The sequence below is a fragment of the Verrucosispora sp. ts21 genome, from assembly GCF_002879555.1.
Taxonomy (GTDB): domain Bacteria; phylum Actinomycetota; class Actinomycetes; order Mycobacteriales; family Micromonosporaceae; genus Micromonospora; species Micromonospora gifhornensis.
In genome coordinates this window covers 1-19,285 of record NZ_PNOZ01000018.1, presented here as the reverse complement: position 1 = coordinate 19,285, position 19,285 = coordinate 1, and the positions used below count along the sequence as shown (strand labels likewise).

Annotated in this window: 12 protein-coding genes; 5 read left to right on the top strand and 7 right to left on the bottom strand. The window is 70.1% G+C overall.

All coding sequences use genetic code 11. The annotated features are described in order from the left end of the window. Nucleotides 1-63: 63 nt before the first annotated feature. On the bottom strand, nucleotides 64-2,025 hold the full coding sequence (asnB, locus tag C1A38_RS10235; RefSeq protein ID WP_102657604.1) for an asparagine synthase (glutamine-hydrolyzing): 1,962 nt from the start codon (nucleotides 2,023-2,025) through the stop codon (nucleotides 64-66). Between the two features lie 177 nt (nucleotides 2,026-2,202). Here asnB and C1A38_RS10230 point away from each other — a divergent pair, with 177 nt between their 5' ends. From C1A38_RS10230 to C1A38_RS10220, 3 genes are all read left to right on the top strand, one after another. Then, the gene (locus tag C1A38_RS10230; protein WP_102657657.1) at nucleotides 2,203-3,684 is read left to right on the top strand and encodes an aminopeptidase P family protein; all 1,482 of its coding nucleotides are present in this window, start codon (nucleotides 2,203-2,205) and stop codon (nucleotides 3,682-3,684) included. Between the two features lie 294 nt (nucleotides 3,685-3,978). Beyond that, on the top strand, nucleotides 3,979-5,712 hold the full coding sequence (locus C1A38_RS10225; RefSeq protein WP_102657603.1) for a hypothetical protein: 1,734 nt from the start codon (nucleotides 3,979-3,981) through the stop codon (nucleotides 5,710-5,712). A 377-nt stretch (nucleotides 5,713-6,089) separates the two neighbouring features. Next, nucleotides 6,090-7,739, top strand: a complete 1,650-nt coding sequence (locus C1A38_RS10220; protein ID WP_102657602.1) for a right-handed parallel beta-helix repeat-containing protein — start codon at nucleotides 6,090-6,092, stop codon at nucleotides 7,737-7,739. 107 nt (nucleotides 7,740-7,846) lie between these two features. Here C1A38_RS10220 and pulA read toward each other — a convergent pair whose 3' ends face one another. The 5 genes from pulA to C1A38_RS10195 form a co-directional block, all read right to left on the bottom strand. Beyond that, the gene (pulA, locus tag C1A38_RS10215; protein ID WP_102657601.1) at nucleotides 7,847-13,333 is read right to left on the bottom strand and encodes a pullulanase-type alpha-1,6-glucosidase; all 5,487 of its coding nucleotides are present in this window, start codon (nucleotides 13,331-13,333) and stop codon (nucleotides 7,847-7,849) included. A gap of 136 nt (nucleotides 13,334-13,469) precedes the next feature. Continuing rightward, nucleotides 13,470-14,213 (bottom strand): cellulose binding domain-containing protein, encoded by a 744-nt coding sequence (locus C1A38_RS10210; RefSeq protein ID WP_233196754.1) that lies wholly within the window; start codon nucleotides 14,211-14,213, stop codon nucleotides 13,470-13,472. Nucleotides 14,214-14,304: 91 nt separating this feature from the next. After that, complete coding sequence (locus C1A38_RS10205; protein ID WP_146017509.1) at nucleotides 14,305-15,036, bottom strand: cellulose binding domain-containing protein; 732 nt, start codon at nucleotides 15,034-15,036, stop codon at nucleotides 14,305-14,307. 122 nt (nucleotides 15,037-15,158) lie between these two features. Continuing rightward, nucleotides 15,159-15,548, bottom strand: a complete 390-nt coding sequence (locus tag C1A38_RS10200; protein WP_102657599.1) for a DUF6841 family protein — start codon at nucleotides 15,546-15,548, stop codon at nucleotides 15,159-15,161. Nucleotides 15,549-15,585: 37 nt separating this feature from the next. Beyond that, nucleotides 15,586-16,260, bottom strand: a complete 675-nt coding sequence (locus C1A38_RS10195; RefSeq protein ID WP_102657598.1) for a hypothetical protein — start codon at nucleotides 16,258-16,260, stop codon at nucleotides 15,586-15,588. A 19-nt stretch (nucleotides 16,261-16,279) separates the two neighbouring features. Between C1A38_RS10195 and C1A38_RS10190 the strand changes: the two genes are divergently transcribed. Beyond that, complete coding sequence (locus C1A38_RS10190) at nucleotides 16,280-16,468, top strand: hypothetical protein (protein ID WP_199180164.1); 189 nt, start codon at nucleotides 16,280-16,282, stop codon at nucleotides 16,466-16,468. Between the two features lie 19 nt (nucleotides 16,469-16,487). Here C1A38_RS10190 and C1A38_RS10185 read toward each other — a convergent pair whose 3' ends face one another. Next, nucleotides 16,488-18,161, bottom strand: coding sequence for a right-handed parallel beta-helix repeat-containing protein (locus tag C1A38_RS10185; protein ID WP_102657596.1), 1,674 nt, complete (start codon nucleotides 18,159-18,161; stop codon nucleotides 16,488-16,490). A 430-nt stretch (nucleotides 18,162-18,591) separates the two neighbouring features. Between C1A38_RS10185 and C1A38_RS10180 the strand changes: the two genes are divergently transcribed. Next, the gene (locus C1A38_RS10180; protein WP_102657595.1) at nucleotides 18,592-19,233 is read left to right on the top strand and encodes a C39 family peptidase; all 642 of its coding nucleotides are present in this window, start codon (nucleotides 18,592-18,594) and stop codon (nucleotides 19,231-19,233) included. The last annotated feature ends 52 nt before the right edge of the window (nucleotides 19,234-19,285 follow it).

Here is a 19,285-nt window from a genome sequence, read left to right as displayed (position 1 = left end):
TCATGCTCCATCCCCTTCGTTCCACCGGCCGCCCTCCGGTGCACGAAGATCCCCTCTGGCAGGTCAGCGGACCATCGAGCCGACCACCGGCTTGGTGAGCAGGGCGGACTGGTTGCGCTGGATGCCCGGGTCCAGGGTCTTCGCCACGAAGATCGCGTGCCAGATGCAGAAGATCAGCACGGTCCACACCTTGCGGGAGTGGTCGGCCTCCTCCCGCTTGTGCTCCTCCAGCAGCCGCAGCGCGTACGACAGGTCGAGCAGGTCACCGGCGCCCGAGGTGCTCAGCACGTGCCGGGCCCACTCGTACATCTCGCCGCGCAACCAGACCCGGGTCGGGGTCGGGAAGCCGAGCTTCTTGCGGTTGACGATGGCCGGTGGCACCACGCCCTGCAACGCCTGACGCATGGCGTACTTGGTGGCGTCGGAGCGCGGCGGCAGCTTCAGATCCACCGGGATCTTGGCCGCGACCTCGAAGACCGCGCGGTCGAGGAACGGCACCCGCACCTCCAGCGAGTGCGCCATCGAGATCCGGTCGGCCTTGACCAGGATGTCGCCGCGCAGCCAGGTGTAGAGGTCGACGTACTGCATCTTGGTGACGTCGTCGAGTTCGGTGCACTCGGCGTAGATCGGCGCGGTGACGTCGGTGTAGCGCACCGAGGGGTCGTAGCGACGCAGCAGGTGCTGCTTCTCCTCCTCGGTGAACATCCGCGCGTTGCCGTAGTAGCGCTGCTCGATCGGGGTGGTGCCGCGTTCCAGGAAGCTCTTGCCCTTGACGCCCTGCGGGATCGCCTTGGACACCGCCCGCAGGCCCTTCTGCACCCCGCCGGGCAGGCCGTTGACGCCGCTCAGCGAGAGCGGTTCGCGGTAGATCGTGTACCCGCCGAAGAACTCGTCGGCGCCCTCGCCGGAGAGCACCACCGTGACGTGCTCGGCGGCCTTCTTGGCGACGAAGTAGAGCGGCACCAGCGCGGGGTCGGCCACCGGGTCGTCCAGGTGCCAGACGATCTTCGGCAGCGCCTCGATCATGTCCTCCGGCCCGATCTTGGTCGGGATGGTGGTCACGTCGAGGTGCCGGGCCGATTCCTGGGCGACGTCGATCTCGGAGTAACCCGGCACGTCGTAACCGACGGTGAAGGTGAGGATGTTCGGGTTGAACTCCCGCGCCAGGGCCACCACCGCGGTGGAGTCGATCCCGCTGGACAGGAACGAGCCGACCGGCACGTCGGAGCGCATGTGCATGCGTACGCTCTCGCGCAGCGTCTCCCGGATCTCGTGGTAGAGCTTCTGCTCGTCGGCGACCGGGGCGGGTCGGAACACCGGGCGGTACCAGCGGCGTACGTCGATCCGCCCGCCCGGGGTCCAGGTGAGATACTCCCCCGACCCGATCCGGCTGATCTGCTTGTGCAGGGTGCCCGGCTCGGGGACGTACTGCAGGGTCAGGTAGTGGCTGAGGTTCGCCGTGTCGACCCCGGCGTCGCCGATGTGCGCGGAGTGCGCGAAGGGCAGCAGGGCCTTCTTCTCCGAGGCGAGGTAGAGCCCGTCGGCGGTCTCCAGGTAGTGCAGCGGCTTGATGCCGTAGTAGTCGCGGGCGCCGAACGCGCGGCGGGCCTGCCGGTCCCAGATGACGAAGGCGAACATGCCCCGTAGCCGGGTGAGCACCTGCTCGCCCCAGTAGTGGTAGCCGGCGACGATCACCTCGCCGTCACCGTTTGTGGCGAACCGGGCCCCGTGCTCGCGGATCAACTCCTCGCGCAACTCGATGTAGTTGTAGATCTCGCCGTTGAAGGTCAGCAGGTAACGCCCGTCGGCGTAGGGCAGCGGCTCGTGGCTGAGCGCAACGTCGATGATCGCCAACCGCTTGTGCGCGAACACCCCGTCCGCGTACCGGCCGGTGGCGTCCCCGACCACCTCGACACCGGTCTCGTCCGGGCCGCGGTGGTGCAGGCATTCCAACGCTCCGGCGATGCTGTCGCGGTGAGCGGCGGCGTCGCCGCGTGCACTGAAAAAAGCCAGGAGTCCGCACATGTTTGCCATCTTTCCACGCGTACGAATCGGGCGTTGCGGCACGGGCTGGCTCGGCGGGCCGACCTCGCCGCGCGCCGTCCGGTGGGGTCACGCGGGCCGGCCGGGGTGATCACCCTGACCGGGACGAGCAGGATTCGCGGTACGGTCGGGGCCAGCAACTACATGAAGGGAGCGGGCATGACCGAGGAACGCACCGACGGCAAGCCGGCCGACGGCACCGAGTCACACGACCCGGACTTTCCCCCGGCGTTCCTGGCGTTCATGCGGCAGGGCTGGCGGGACACCACGCTGCCGGTCGGTCCCCGATCGGAGGTGCCGAACTACGCCAAGCGCCGGGCCGCCCTGTCGGCCGCCTTCCCGGGCGAGACGCTTGTGATCCCCACCGGCGGGGAGAAGATCCGGGCCAACGACACCGAGTACCGGTTCCGTCCGGGCAGCGACTTCGCGTACCTGACCGGTGACCAGGACCCGGACAGCGTGCTGGTGATGCGGCCCAACGGTTCGGGGCACGACGCCATCCTGTACATGCGGCCGCGCAGCTCGCGGGAGAACGACGAGTTCTTCCGCAGCCGGCACGGCGAGCTGTGGGTGGGGCGGCGGCACACGCTCACCGAGAAGTCGACCGAGCTGGGCCTGCCCACCGTCGACCTGACCGAGCTGGACGGGGCGCTGGCCGACCTGGCCCCGGCGCGTACCCGGGTGTTGCGTGGGTTCGATCCTCGGGTGGACGCTGCGGTACGCGCGTACGACGGGGCACGCGAGGAGGGCCAGCCGGCCCGGGACCGGGAGCTGGCCATCGCCATCTCCGAGCAGAAGCTCGTCAAGGACGAGTGGGAGATCGGCCAGCTGCAGGAGGCGATCGACGCCACCGTACGCGGCTTCGAGGACGTGGCCCGGGCGCTGCCGGCCGACCGCGGGGTCTCGGAGCGGCTGCTGGAGGGGATCTTCGCGCTGCGGGCCCGGCACGACGGCAACGACGTCGGCTACGGCTCGATCGTCGGTGCCGGCGAGCACGCCACGATCCTGCACTGGGTGCACAACCACGGTGTCACCCGGCCGGGCGAGCTGCTGCTGATGGACATGGGTGTGGAGGGCCGCAACCTCTACACCGCCGACGTGACCCGGGTGCTGCCGGTCAACGGCCGGTTCACCGCCCTTCAGCGGCAGGTCTACGACATCGTGTACGCCTCGCAGCAGGCCGGCATCGACGTCATCAAGCCGGGCGTGGCCTTCAAGGAGGTCCACCTGACCTGCATGCGGGTGCTCGCCGAAGGTCTGGCCGAGCTGGGGTTGCTGCCGGTGAGCGTGGACGAGGCGATGGACGAGAACTCCACCGTCTACCGCCGCTGGACGCTGCACGGCTTCGGGCACATGCTCGGCATCGACGTGCACGACTGCTCGAACGCCCGCAAGGAGGCCTACCGCGACGGCAGCCTCGGCGAGGGGTACGTGCTCACCGTCGAGCCGGGGCTGTACTTCCAGCCGGAGGACGACCTGGTCCCCGAGGAACTGCGCGGCATCGGCATCCGGATCGAGGACGACATCCTGGTCACCGCCTCCGGTGCGGTGAACCTGTCGGCGGGCCTGCCCCGCCACTCCGACGAGGTGGAGACCTGGTTGGCCGAGCAGCGTGAGGCGGGGCCGCGACTGCCCGGCTGATCACCGACCGAACAAACCGGCGGGCTCCTCCCGGGTACGACGACAACGTCACCCGGTGCGGGGCCCGCCGTCGTTTCCTCCGCCGACCGCCGCCTGACCCCGGCCTGTCGCTGAGGGCGCAGATGCGCCGTACCGTCCGATCCGATGCCTTATGCGGGGCTTTTTCGGATACGTCCTCCTCATGAGGAACCTTCTCATACGGTGGGTCTCAGAGGCTAGAACCCTATTTGTGGTGTCTCGCGCCCATTTGGGCAGGGGGGTCACCCTGATAGCAGGAAAGGGCGGAAGGCTCTGATGTCCAATGACGTAACCACTTCCTACGGTGGGCCGCCTCCGGTCCCACCGGAACGACGACGACGACGCAAACTCTGGGTGGCCGCCGGTGTGGCCGGCCTGACCGGGGTGGTCGGCCTGGCCGCACTGGGTGGGGTCGCCTCCCGGGACCAGAAGTCCGGCGGTCAGGAACGCACCTCGGACACCCAACCGGCGGCCGCGCCTCGGCAGGACGGGGGCGCTCCGGCCGACAAGGGTGGCGAGGACGCCGGTGATCGTGGCGGCGAATGGAGCGGGGCGCGCGACGAGCGGGGCGGCAAGGAGTCGGCCCGGCAGGTGCCCTGCGACACCGACAAGCTCATCCAGGCCATCACGTACGCCAACGCCAATCACGGCGGCGCACTCGACCTGGCCCGCAACTGCACCTACGAGCTGACCCGCTCCGACGGCGGCAACGGCCTACCGGTGATCCGGCAGGCGATCGCGTTGCGCGGCCACGACACCACGATCGCCCGGGCGGCCAACGCGGATCCCTTCCGGATCCTCGCGGTGGCTCGCGACGGTCACCTCACCCTCAAGAACGTGACGATCAAGGGTGGACAGACCGTACCCGACCTGGTCGGCGGTCCACCGGCCACGCTGCCGGCCATGCCGCCAGCCCCAGCGCTCTCGCCGACCGGGCAGGCGACCACGAAGGCCCAGCCGAAGGCCGCCAACCCGAAGGCCGCCAAGCCGAAGGCCGCGAAGCCGGAAACCACGGCGGCCAAGCCCACGAAGGCCGCGGCGGCCAAGCCCGCGAAGCCGGAGGCGAAGGCCGCCAAGCCGAAGGCGGCCAAGCCGAAGGCGGCCAAGACCGTGGCAGAGGTGGCACCGCTGGTGCAGCCGGGCCCCGGTGACGGCGCCGGACTGCTCGTCGACCGTGGCGGGCAGGCCGACCTCGAGCACAGCCGGTTCATCCTGCACAACGCCGGTGGCAACGGTGGCGCGATCGCGAACTACGGAACCACCCGGCTCGCGGACAGCCTGGTCGAGGCGAGCAACTCGGCCGGCACCGGCGGTGGAGTGTTCAACGTCGGGGTGCTCCGGGTGGAGAACTCCAAGATCACCGCGAACGGCGCCAACAACGGTGGCGGCATCGGCAACGGCGCTCCTGCCATGACTGACGCGTTGTCGGGCGGCACGGTCTGGGTCTGGAAGTCCACAATCAACCGCAACCGCGCGCTGAGCTGGGGCGGCGGCCTGCTCGACTACGGGGGCACCAGCACGCTCTCGCAGAGCGAGGTCGTCGACAACCACGCCGGCAACGACGGCGGGGGCCTGGCCGCCTACTCCGAGAGCCAACTGGCGCTGGAGAAGGTCCTGGTGGCCCGCAACGCCGCCGACGACAGCTCCGGCGGCCTGGCGGTCGCCGCCGACAGCACCGCGGTGATCGAGCAGAGCACCATCAAGGAGAACGTCGCCGAGCAGTACGGCGGCGGGCTGTCCGTCTTCGGTGCCACGGTCGTGCTGCGCGACAGCGAGATCGTCGCCAACCGCGCGGTGGCGCTGAACTCCGTGGCCGGCGGCCTCTACAACGTCGACGGTCAGGTGCGGCTGGAGCGGTCGAAGGTGGCGTACAACTTCTCCAACCGGCCACCCGGCGGCATCTACACCAACAACGACGACGTGACGATCAGCCGGGACTCGGCCGTCACCGGCAACCGACCGACCAACTGCGTGGGCAGCCCGGTCATACCGGATCGCTGCTTCGGCTGAGCACGTCGAAACCTGGACATGACATCCCAGAGCACGACCACATAACCAGGGGCTCCTCCGCGCTGCGGAGGAGCCCCGATCGTGCCCGCACGTTGGCGGCGTACGCCCGGCGCCGGCCCGACCCAGAGCGAGGGCGCGGACGTCCGGTAAGGCGTTCTTGTGGCCATCTCCGGCCTGCTCGGGTGCCACGCGCCCGGTTGCGCCGCTCGCGGCGCTCCGCCCACCCCACACCGAATGTGGGGTTGTTTCGGATATGCGCCCGAGGCGAAGAACCTTCTCATACGGTGCTTGTGGGAGCTACAACCGATTTGTAGCAGGGGACGCGCGTCAGTGATGCGACGACCCTGTCTGGTACGACGAGAGGGCAGAGAGCTCCGATGTCCAACTTTCTAGCTAAGAACAACGCCGCCGAGTCGGGGGCGGCGCCCAAGCGGCGCCGCAAGCTCTGGCTCGTCAGCGGCGTCGCCGGGCTCACCGGCGTGGTCAGCATGGCCGCCGTCGGTGTTGCCACCGGCGCCGGCGCGGTCAGCTCCGAGGGTCTGCGCTGGTCCACCGCCCAGCAGGTCAGCAAGGACGGGGACCAGGGCGCCGAAGGGCGCGAGGGGCACAAGGACGGCAAGGACGGCGCCGAGGGCCGTGAGGGGCACAAGGGCAAGAAGGAAGACCGCGGTCACGACAAGGATCGCGGCAAGGAGGTGCCCTGCGACTCCGACAAGCTGATCCAGTCGATCATCTTCGCCAACGAGAACCACGGCGGAGTGCTGAACCTGGCCAAGGGGTGCACCTACAAGCTGACCCGGTCCGACGAGTACGGCAACGGCCTGCCGGTGATCGAGGAGAACGTCGTGCTCAAGGGGCACGACACCAAGATCGTTCGGGACGCCACCGCCGACTACTTCCGGATCCTCAACGTCGGCCGGGGCGGGCACCTGACCGTGAAGGGCCTGACCATCAAGGGTGGCCAGACCCTGGCACTCGAGGCGAACGGCGACACCCCGGAAGCGGTGTGGTCGCGGTTCTCCAACTCGGTCGAGGCGACCAAGGCCGCCCAGGCCGGCAAGGACTACCTGCCGCTGCTCCAGGCCAAGCCCAAGGGCGCCGCGCTCAAGGCCGCGCAGTCCAAGGGTGAGGTGTCGGTGCTGGCTCAGCCGGAGCCGAACGACGGCGCCGGCGTCCTGGTCCAGCCCGGTGGCACGGCGCAGTTCGAGGAGACCCACATCGTGGCGAACCAGGCCGGTGGCGTCGGTGGCGGTCTGGCCAACTTCGGTAAGGCCAGCCTCTACCACACCACGGTCGCCGACAACACCGCCTTCTTCTACGGTGGCGGTATCTTCAACGCCGGCGTCCTGCAGGTCCGCGAGTCGCGGGTCGTCAACAACGACGCCATCATCGGCGGTGGAGGCATCTCCAACGGCGCGGCGTTCATCTTCCGTCGGGACATCGACGGTGGTACGACGCACATCGAGAAGACCGAGATCACCAGCAACGAGGTGCTCGGCTTCGGTGGTGGCTACCTCGACATCGAGGGCAACAGCACCATCAAGTACTCGAAGATCACCGACAACACGGCGGTACTTGCCGGTGGCGGTGTGACCGCCGCGGGTGAGGGCAGCATCGAGTTGCGGCACGTCGAGGTCGCCAACAACAGCACCGCTGGCGTGGGTGGCGGCATCGCCCTGGCGCTGGGCGCGATCGCCGCCGTCGAGGAGAGCAAGGTCGTGTCCAACAAGGCCGGCTTCTTCGGCGGCGGCGTGTTCACCGTCTTCAGCGAGTCGACCTTCCGCAACAGCGAGATCAGCGGCAACCGGGCCGTTGGCCCGCTGGGCGTCGGCGGCGGCATCTTCAACATCTTCGCCAGGACCGACCTGGACAAGACGAAGGTCGCGCACAACTTCGCGACCTTCCGTCCGGGCGGCGTGTTCAACTTCCTCGGCGAGGTGAACGTCGACGACAAGTCGGCCATCACGGCCAACAAGCCGACCAACTGCGAGGGCACCTTCACTCCGGTCCCCCGCTGCTTCGGCTGATCGTCTCCACCGTGGCCAACACGGCCACACAGGTGACCGGCCCCCTCTCGCGCAAGCGGGAGGGGGCCGGTCCCTGTTCACGACCGGTTCGCGTCGTAGGAGCGGGGTCAGCGCTGGACGAAGACGGCCACGCTGCGCGCCGGCACGGTGAACGTGCCGGTCGACGCGGCGAAGCCGGCGGTCCGCAGCACCGGGTCGGCCGAGGAACGCAGCACCGGGTGCAGCGCCACGTCCGCGCCCCGCAGCCCGGTGACCCGTTGGGTCGCCGTCTGAGGCGTGCTGTTGAAGACCACTGTCACCGACTTCCACTGCCCGCCGAGACCCCGCGCGTCCAGGGTCATGGTGAGCACCCCCGGCGTCTCGCCCGTACCGGAGCGCGGGAAGCTGACCCGCCGCTGCACCTCCTGGGCCGTGGACAGCCCGAACACCGGGGAGGAGTTACGGATCCGCAGCAGCTCGGCATAGCGGGCGTCGGTCAACTCGATCGCACCGCAGTCCGGCACCAGCTTCGGGTCGGCCAGCAGCGGCTTCGCGTACGGCCACTTGTCCCGGTTGTCCTCGGCGGGCGGCAGACCGGCGCCGAACCCGTTGCCCTGGGCGCAGTCCCAACGGATCTGGTTGAACCAATCACCCGAATTGTACGAGTTTCGATCGAGCGACTTCGACCGCAGCCGCTCGGTGCCGGTGGTGACGAACCCGGCCCCCTGGCCCAGCACCACAGTGCTCAACGCGAGCACCTGCATCCGGGCCCGGTCGGTGGCCGAGGTGGCCTGCGGCAGCTTGTACGCCAACGCGTCGTACAGGATCTCGTTGTCGTGCGCGTCGACGTAGGTGATCGCCTCGCCCGGGGCGTCGTTGTAGCCGGCGGGTGAGCCGTTGTAGTCGACCTGGTCGCCGGTGACCGTCCGGCCCGCCGAGTCGGTGAACCGGTAGCCGCGCAGGTTGCCGACCAACCCGACCTTGATCAGGTCATGCTGGTGCAGCAGCCGGGCCCGCTGCTCGGCGGTGGTGCCGTTGACCGGGTCACCGTTGGGGTCGCTGAACAGCCCGGAGGCGAAGCCCTGCTGACGCGGGTTGTCGTCGAAGGGCCCACCGCCGCGCACCGCGTCGCGCAGCCGGTCGTTGAAGGTGCCGACGCCGGTGCCGGCCATGTTGGCCTGGGTGGCCTGCACGAACCGGGCGTCGTCGGCGACCTCGCCGAAGTTCCAGCCCTCGCCGTAGAGCAGGATCTTCTTACCGTCCACCCCGTCGCGGGCCACTGTCAGCTTGTCCAGCGCGGCGCGTACGGCCAGGATGTTCGCCTTCGGGTGGTGACCCATCAGGTCGAACCGGAACCCGTCGACCTTGTACGCCGTGGCCCAGGTGACCATCGAGTCGACCACCAGCTTGCCCATCATCGCGTGTTCGGGGGCGGTGTTGGCGCAGCAGGTGGAGGTGGCCACCGTCCCGTCGTCGAGCAGCCGGTGGTAGTAGCCGGGCACGATCTGGTCGAGCACCGACTTGGGATCGGAGCCGGCGGCCGAGGTGTGGTTGTAGACCACGTCGAGCACCACCCGCAGACCGGCACCGTTGATCCCGGCGACCATCTGCCGGAACTCGGTGGTGCGGCGGGCACCGTTCGGGTCGACGGCGTACCCGCCCTCCGGGACGGTGTAGTGCAGCGGGTCGTACCCCCAGTTGTAGCCGTCGGTGTCGCGGACCGCGGCGATGCACTCCTGCTGGCGCTCCGAGTCCGACGGCAGGGTGGCCAGGTCGCAGTCGGGCTGCCGCTGGTCGGCGCGCCGCTCCGGGATGGTGGCGAAGTCGAAGGCGGGCAGCAGGTGCAGGTGGTTGACGCCCGCGTCGCTGATCGCCCGCAGATGCGTCATCCCGGCGGTGGTCGGGTCGGTGAAGGCCAGGTAGGTGCCCCGCCGGTCGGCCGGAACGGTGCTGTCGGCGATGGAGAAGTCGCGTACCGACAGTTCGGAGATCTGCACCTTGGCGGCCGGTGGGGCGGCCGGTTTGCGCAGCTTCGCCCAGCCGGCCGGGGTCAGCTTCGGGTCGGCCAGGTCGACGATCTGGCTGTGCGTGGAGTCCGCCGCCAGCGCCACCGAGTACGGGTCGGTCACCGAGGCGGTCACCACCTGCTGCGTCGCCGGTTGCCAGGCCTGCACCCGGTACCGGTAGTACCGGCCGGTCCAGTCCCGGGCCCCGCGTACCGACCAGACTCCGGTGCGGTCGTCACGGCGCATCTCGACCAGGCGCGGTGTGGCGGTGGGCGAGTCGAACAGCTCCAGCGACACGTTGCGGGCCGTCGGAGCCCACACCGCCAGCGTCGGTACGCCACCGGTGAAGGTGGCGCCCAGTCGGGCGGCCGTCGCCGGGGCGTACACGTCATCGAGGACGCCCGGGATCTGCACGCCGGTGGCACCGAGCAGGGTGCCGTCGGCGGCCCGTTCGGTGACCAGCACCTGCCCGCGCAGCGCGGCCGGCACCTTCGACAGATCCTTCCGGTCCAGGCTGAAGGTCCGGCGGTCCCACAGGTGCGGGAAGGCCGCCCGCTGGGCCTCGGTGAGCCCGTTGCGCTGCGAGGTCAACGGCAGCGAGGTGTACGCCCCGACCAACTCGCCGTCGACCACCCGCACCCCGCCGGCCGGCGCGGTCACCAGGGCGTACGCCTTCCCATCGCCTGCGCCGGTGCGCCAGGCCACGGTGGCCCTGTCGATCCAGTGTGCCTTCTGCTTACCGATGTCGGTGTCCGTACCGGTGCCGGTGGCAGTGGTGGGCAGCAGCCGGCCCGGCGTGGCGGCCAGCAGCCACACCTCGCGTCCGGCGTCGGCGAAGTCGAGCCGCTGGTCCTGCGGCAGATCCTTCTCGTCGCCCCGGTGGATGATGTAGCTCAGCCCGGTCGCGCCCTCGGACAACGGCACCCGGAACTCCGCGCCGTACGAGTCGATCCGGGTCGGCGGCATCGGCCGCGCCCAGTCGGTGGGGTTGGCGGCGCCGTCCCACAGGTGCAGGCCCCACCCGTCGTAGTTGCCGTCGGGTCGCCGGTAGTGGATCACCGCGGTGCCGTCCTCGACCGGCGGCGCCGGCTCACCGGCCGCCTCCTCCCGGCTCGGGTACGTCGCCGGGTCGCCCTGCTTGACCCAGACCTCGCCGGACTGGGTCACGTCCACGGTCCGGTCGTTTTCGACGTCCTTGGTGCCGTCGGCGTCGACCACCAGGAAACCGACCGATTTCGCGCCCGGCTTGAGCTTCACCCAGGCGAACCGCCCGTACGCGTCGGTGCCGGCGAACGGCTGCCCCTCCGGCCAGTCCGTGGCGTACTCGGGGTCGATGTCGCCCCAGGTGTAGAGGCCCCAGTCGGTGTAGTCGCCGTCGGGCCGCTGGTAGTGCACCACCAACCAGTCACGGGACGAGCCGGTCTGTTCCGGGGTGCCGACGGTGGTGGCCGCGCGGGTGGTGGCGGTGCGGCCCCGGCCGTCGCGGACCGCCGCGAGGTACTCGACCTTCGTGCCGGCGGCCAGCCCGGTCAGGTCGTGGTGCACGGTGTACGGCGCCCGGTGGGCGGTGCCGAGCAGCGTCCACCGGCCGTCGGCGACCCGGGCGGCCATCGTGACGGTGGCCAGCGGATCCCCGGTGACCTCCGCGGTGATCTCGGCCCGGGTGGCCGGCGCGTCGGGGGCGGTGATGGTGAGGCCCGGCTTGGCGGTGGGCAGCGCGACGGGCTTGCCGGCCCGGTGCACCACGGCGGACAGCGGCGGCACGGTCATGGTCAGCTTGCCGTCGCCGGCAGCGGTGGGCCGGCCGGTGGTGCCGTAGATGCCGGCGAAGGTGGCGCCGGCCGACCAGGTGTCCACGGTGACAGTCTGCGCGGTCGCCGCGTTGTTGACCGCCACCACGTACTCGGTGCGGTTGTCGGGGTCGAACCGGGAGAAGGCGAAGACGCCCGGCCCGTCGTCCGCGTGCCGGGTCACCTGCACCCCGTCGCGCAGCGCCGGATGTGCCTGGCGCAGCTTGCCCAGCCCGGCGATGGTGCGGTACAGCGGGTGGCTGCGGTCGAACTGGTCCTGGGCGTGGGTGCGGTCGGTGCCGAGCAGGTCGTCGTCGAGGTAGTCGGCGGTCTGCGAGGCGAACATCGGCTGTCGGGCGTCCTTGTCGCCGCCCGCGCCGGTGAAGCCCTGCTCGTCACCGGAGTAGACCACCGGCTGCCCCCGGGTGAGGAACATCAGCTCGTGGGCCAACTGGTCGCGGCGCAGGTGGGTGGCCGGATCGGTGGGGCCGGTGGCGATGAAGGAGCCGATCCGACCCATGTCGTGGTTGCCCAGGAAGGTCGGCAGTCGACCGGCGTGGGTGTCCCGGGCGGCGTACAGGTCGTCGCGGGCGTACACGTCGGCCAGCGCCTTGGCGGAGCCGTCGTTGGCGGTGTAGCCGCGGGCCGCCTCCTGGAAGGCGAAGTCCAGGGTGGCGGGCAGAGCGCCTTCGCGTACGTAGCTGGAGGTGATCTCCTGGTCGGCGCTGTAGACCTCGCCGAACATGAAGAAGTCCTTCTTGCCGGCGCGGGCGGCGGCCTGCTCGATGCCCTGGCTGAACTGCGGCCAGAAGTCCATGTTGACGTGCTTGACGGTGTCCAGGCGGAACCCGTCCACACCGGTGTCCCGCACCCAGTCGGCGTAGATCTTCGTCATGCCCCGGACCACCTCGGGACGCTCGGTCCACAGGTCGTCCAGGCCGAAGAAGTCGCCGTACTCGCTGTTCTCCCCGACGAACGTCGAGTCACCCCGGTTGTGGTACATGGTCGGGTCGTTCAGCCAGCCCGGCACCTTGACCTTCGCGTCCGCCGGGCTCGCGAAGGTCGGGGTGTACGGGAAGGACCGGTTGTCGACCTGCGGGAAGGTACGGCTGCCGTCGGCGTAGTTGCGGTCCTCGAAGGGCCGGCCCTGCGCGTCGCGGTACGGCGCGGTGGTCTTGTCGATGTAGCTGTACCTGTCCTCGGCGTAGGTGATCACGTCGGCGGTGTGGTTGACGATCACGTCGAGGTAGACCTTGATGCCGCGCTTGTGCGCCGAGGCGACCAGCTTCTTCAGGTCGGCGGCGCTGCCGAAGTGCGGGTCGACCTGGGTGAAGTCGGTGATCCAGTAGCCGTGGTAGCCGGCCGAGACGTCGTCGCCCTTGCCCTGCACGGGCCGGTTCTTGAACACCGGCGCGAGCCAGATCGCGGTCGTGCCGAGCCCCTGGATGTAGTCCAGTCGGTCGATCAGCCCTTTGAGGTCGCCGCCCTGGTAGAACCCCTTGTCGGTGGGATCGTAGCCGGTGCGCAGCCGGTCGCCGCTCAGGCCGCCCCGGTCGTTGCGCGGGTCGCCGTTGGCGAACCGGTCGGGCAGTACGAAGTAGAACTGCTCGGCACGGGCCCGACTGCTGCCGGCGTCGAGCAGAGCCTTGGCGCTGGGCGGGGACTGCCAGGTCGCGGCCCCGGTGGGGCTCTGCGGGCCGGTGCTGCTCGCGGCCACGGCGGGGCTCTGGTGCACCACCACCGGCGCGCCGAGCAGGGTGAGGATGAGCAGGAAGACGGGGGCGAGCAGGGCGCTGCGCGGTTTCGGCGGGGGTTTCATCGACGGCCTTCCTCTGGTCGCTGATTGGCCCGCACGCTAGCCCTTGCCGAAACATTCTGCAATACCTTGCAAATCAGCCGGCAACATTGCCGACAGTTTGCGCAAGCTTGAAAGCGGGTGCGGAGCCGATGCGTCCTCAGAGGCCGGTGCAGGCCCGCCCGGAGACCGTGCAACTCGCCGGGCGCGGCGAGGCGAACTCGATGTGAAAGCGCAGGGCGACGGCCGATCCCGCCGGTAGATCCGGGCCACTGCGATAGGTGAGCGTGCCGCCGGCACCCCGGAACGTCCCCTGTGGCACCCCCTCCAACCAGGCCGTGACCACCCGTCCACCCGGGTACTCGATCCGGGCCACCCATTCGCGGTCACGGCGAGAGGTGTTGCGGATCCACACCTCGGCGATGAAGCCGCCGGAGAAGGAGTCGGTCACCCGGTAGCGCGCCTCGAACGGGGACGGTGCGGCGGGAGCGCGGGTCGGCGCGCTACTGGTCGGCGCGCTACCGGTCGGCGCGCTACCGGTCGGCGTCGCCGGACGCGACGGCTGCGACGACCGTACGGCCGAGGCCGACGGCCTGGGTGAGTCCAGCGTCGTACCGGTTGGCCGGGGTGGGTTGGTGCGGCGCGGGGTGAGCCCGGGCACCACCTGCGACGGCAGCGCCGACGCCCCCCGTCCGGCCGATGTCGCGCGCTCCGGCACCGGCACGGCACCCAACGGCGGGGCCGGGTCGAAGTCCGGACCGGGCCCCCGGTACGCGCCCACCGCGATGACGAGCAGAACCACCATCGCGCCCAGCCCGATCGACACCAGGATCCAGGGGGAGGACGCCACGGCGGCGGCACCACGGGGCGGCATCGGACGCGGAGCGCGACGCATACCGGACATGTCTCTCCTCAGCGGGCAGCCCGGCAAGGGTAACGATCATTAGTGATCTCGGAAAGTACCCGACCGCCTTCTCAGCGACCCGACAGGACGGTCAGGACAGCGCGCACACCGAGCCGTTGACAGTGCATTGTGCCGGGTATTCACCACCCCCGGTACGGCTGACCCGTAGCCGTACCGTCTGCTGTGCCTCGGCGGCAAGCTGACCGGTACCACTGAGCACGTACCAGCCGACGCCCTTGATGCCCACCGAGACGCCCGGGCCGCTGGAAGCGCGGACGCCGGTGACCTCGCTGGTGAAGCGCAGGTCCACCACCCAACCCACCGCCCCGGCGGTGTCATTGCTGATCACCAGCTCCGCCTGGAAGGAACCCGGGTCGCTGCTCATCACCCGGTACGTGGCTTCCACCCCGCCGAGGTCGAGGAACGTCGACGGTTTCACAGTCGGGGTGGCCGATGCGGACGGCTCGTCGGCCGCCCGTGCCGACGAGGCGTTCGGCGACGACGGAACGGATGGGCTCGACGTGGCGCTGCGGGTGGGTGCCGAGCGGGTCGGTGCTGTCGTCGGCGTAGCGGTCGGACCGGAGCCACGGGAAGGCGTGGTGGTGGGTGTGGACTCCGGCTCCGGCAGGGCCAGCGGCGGGCCGGGAGACCAGGCCGTCGGCTGCTCCGGCTCGCGGAACGACAGCATCGCCACCACCAGCAGCAGGGCAAGCACCGCGACACCGACCAGGGTCGCCACCCACGGGGCCGAGGCGATCACGTTGGGTACGATCCGCCGGCCGCTCGGTTCGCCGCTGTCGTCGCCCACCGGACGCACTGCCATCCAGGCCCCCTCACGGTCACCGATGCGACAGCCTAGCCACGTGGAAACCGGGGACAAAACCACCGGGGCGGCGGGACCAGACGCTCGGCGTACCGGCCTGGGTCATGCCCTTGCCGGCGGCCTCAGCCGGTCCGCATGACGGTGCAGATCACCGGCCCGTCATCGGTCGTCCGCAGCAGATAGCGGTACCGCTCGCCCGGCACCTGCCGCCCCTGGCTGTCCAGGAACTCCCAGCGGACCGCCACCAGGGTGAGCAGAGCCGAGATGGGCTGAATCTGTTCGATGTCGGCATGCGCGGCGACCAGTTCCCGCTCGGTGTAATCCGGCGCGGCCCCCACGAAGGACAGTGCCACCGCCGCGGTCGAGGTGAACGAGAAGCTGTAGGTGTCGGCGACCACCAGCCCCGGCAGGGTGTAGCAGCCGGCGATCGCCGGCAGATCGCCGGAGGTCAGGGCCACGCCGTACCGGTCGAAGAAGTCGGTCAGGGCATCGAGATCGGTGGAGGCAGTCACACCGCAGGAAGTTGCCGGTCAGCCGGCCGAGCAAACCTCAGCGGGCCGGCATCCGTACCTCGATCTCGCTGCCGAGCCGGGCACCGGCCTGCAGACCGAGGTCGTCGCCGCTCCAGAAACGACCCGGGTCGTACCAGTTCGGACGCCGGCCGGCGGGCAGCAATCCCATTGCCTCGTAGGTGACCGCGACGACCTCCGCGCAGTACGCGGTCTCCAGGGTCGACTCACCGGAGGGTGCGGGACGCTGCCGGGCGGCCCGCCTGGGCAGGCGCGGCGTGGGCAGCTGCGGCGTGGGCACCCGCCCGCGCAGCCACCGCCACGCCAACTGGGCGGTGGACGGGAAGGGGGTGCCGTCCAGCCGGGCGATGGTCCGCAACACCGCCCGTTCCATCTCCGGGTCGGCCGGTGGCTCCAGCTGGCGCAGCCAGGCGCGCTGCCCGTACCGGTTGGCCCAGACACAGACCGCGTCGCGCAGGTCGTGCAGTTGCACGCCGCGTTGGTGGGTGCCGGTCCACATGTCTGGCAGCGACCGGCCGAGCTCCGCGTGCCACATCAGCGGCGGCATGTCGTCAAGCACGACCGCCATGCCGACGTGGTTGACCGGGCTGTTGGTGGTCCACTGGATGGCCCGGTCGGGCACGCTGCGTCCCCGGAACACCCACACATCGCCGGTACGGGTCAGTTCGACCGCCTCGTCCAGGCTGATACTCATGAGGGTCTACCCTAGGCGGATGCGGCGACGAGTTCGGTGGTGGAAGGTTCTCGGTCTCGCTGGTCTGGCCGGTGTGGCGGCGTCCGGTGTGGTCATCGCGCGAGCCGAGCGACGGCGACGCGCGTACTCCCCGGAGGAGATCCGGGATCGCCTGCGCAACCGGCACGCGGAGGCCAACTCCTTCTTTCCGGCCGGCGAGCAGGACTGACCACCGCCCGACCGGAGGCTCAGTCCACCTCGACGTGGTTGCGTTCCCAGCGACCGCCCTCGGGGAGGTTCTCCAGCCGCAGCGCTCCCTCGGCGTTGCCCGCCAGGTCGTTGTCCTCGACCCGGCAGGACACGCAGCTGCCCTGCGGTGTGATCCACATGCCGTAGCCCTGCGTCGGGTTCTCCCGGTTGTCCCAGATCCGGTTTCCGCGCACCGTCGCCGAGCGCAGTTCGCTGTTGATGGTGATGCCGGCGCGGACCGGCACCGAGCTGGGCAGTTCGTAGGCGGCGCCGGGCGGCGGCACGTCCTCGTTCCACGCGTTCTCGGCATCGGGACGCAGGTCGGCCAGGGACAGGTCGGTGTCGGTGTTGGCGACCACCACCGCGTAACGGGTGCCGACTCGCAGCACCTTGCCCCGGTGGCCGTCGACCGGCCAGTGCGCGGAGCGGTCCGTCATGGCACGGCGTGCGTAGTGCACCGACTCGCCCGAGCCCGTGGCGGCCAGGGCGCACTGCCGCCCGTTGTTACGGATCCGGTTGTCCACCACCACCGTGTCGATCGTCGGTCGGTCGATCCGGATTCCGTCCAGGCCGTTGTCCCAGAACTGGTTGCCGTCGATGACGATGTCCATGGCCGGGCCTTCGAAGCCATTGCCGAGGTCATGCTGGTGATAGCCGTGACGCCCGTTGCCGCTGATCCGGTTGCCCTCGATGGTGTACGGCCCGGGGGTGTTGCCCACACTGATCCCGTCGCCGACGTTGCGGTCGATGACGCAACTGGTGAGGATGCCGCCCCGTCCGGCGATGCCGGCGGTGCCGTTGGCGGACACGTCGAAGCCGGCCTCCAGGTTGCCGGTCATGGTGCAGGCCGACACGATCAGCCCGTCCGCACCCCAGTCGGAGATGCCGAACCGGTTGGCCTGGCTGTGGCAGGCGATGATGCGATACCCCCGCGGCGGCGTCCAGTACGGCTTCTGCAACTCCAGGAAGATGCCGTTGGTGCCGTTGCCGAGGGTGGTGCAGTTGGAGATGGTGCAGCGTTCCACGTCACCCCAACCGCCGATGCCGACGCCGATCCCTGCGCCGCCCATCTGCTCGCCGTTGTCCAGCCGGCCGCAGCCCACCGCGACCACCCCGTCGATCAGGCAGTCCTGGAGGAAGTCGCATCCGAGCCCGGTGGCCCCGGTGTGATGGATGTACAGATTGCGGAACACACCTCGCACCACGTACTGAAGCCCCAGTCCCTTCGCCAGATAGTCGTACTGGGTCATGGCCACGCCGGAGCCGTCGATCTCGAAGTCGGCGAAGGTGCAGTCGGCGATGTGCCGGTCGCGGTCCGCACCGTGCTGGACGGTCGTCCAGTACGCCAACGGTGTCGGTTCGGCGCGGTTACCCTCGTTGCTCAGCAGGAACCGGGTCGCGCCCGAACCCGCGCCGATCAGGGACACCCCACTGCGCCACACGGTGCCCGCGTCCCGGATCGAGTAGATTCCGGGCGGGCAGTAGATGACCCGGGCCCGCCCGTCGGCCGCGTACCCCTCGCCGAGGCGGTCCACCAGCGCCGCCAGCGCGGGCTGGTCGTTCGTCGTCCCGTCGCCCTGTAGTCCGTACTCCCGCGCATCACACCACAACGGCGCCCCGGCCACCGGTGCCGGATGCTGACGGATTGCCACGGATCGGCCCTGCTGCACCACGGGCCCTCCCCCGATCGTGTCGGCTACCTGCCGGCCCGGCTTTCCCGCTCCCGGTGTCCGAAAACGCCCCACCGCGACTTCCCCCGCCGCCCCGACACCCCACCCTGGCTTGGCGTGAGTCCGACGATCGTGACGGCTGACCGGTTCGTGCCCGGATGGGCGTGCGTCGGGTCACCGTGGCGGCGGAATGATGCCCCCAGCCCGGGCGTTGTACAGGGGGTAACCGCGACGCCCCCTCGGCGACGCCCCCGGGACCGGGCCGGAATGGCCGCCCCCCACCCGGCGTTACACATCTCCCGGACATCGCGAACGGCCCCCGGCCGGTGCCTGAGCCGGCCCGATCCACTTCGCACCATCTCCCCCTTTCGCGCGGCACCCGCGACCCCATCGCTGGCCGCGCGCACCCCCGATCGAAAGGCGGAACACCATCATGCGTACCACCATGCTGCGTAAGACCGCTCTGACCATCGCCGCTGCCGCCGCCACCGCCGGTGGCATCGCCGCCCCCGCCATCGCCGCCCAGACCACCCCCGGCGTCGCCGCTGCTCGCGACCACAAGACCGAACGACAGCTCGACGTGCGCTACGAAGCCCAGGACACCTTCTACTACTGCGGCCCCGCCGCCACCCGCAACGCCCTGTCCGTGCAGGGCAAGAACATCGACCAGCACGACATGGCCAAGCGCATGGGCACCACCGAGAACGGCACCGACTCCATCAACGACATCACCCCGGTGCTGAACAAGGAAACCGGTAAGGACGTCTACCGCTCGGTGGAGATCCCCGGTACCAAGGCCGACGACAAGCAGACCGACAAGCTGCGCGAGGACGTCAAGCGCACTGTCGATGACGGCCGTGCCGTGGTCGCCAACATCGCCGGCACCACCACTGACACCACCGGCACCACCCACAGCTTCGAAGGCGGCCACTACGTCAGCGTCACCGGCTACCGCGACGCCGGCAAGCAGGTCAAGATCGCCGACTCCGCCAACCCCGCCACCGCCGAGTACTGGCTCACCACCGACAACCTCGCCGACTGGATCGCCACCCGCGGCTACAGCGCCACCAGCTGACACCACCCACACACCCAAAGGGCCGGCCCCCACCAGGGGCCGGCCCTTCCCC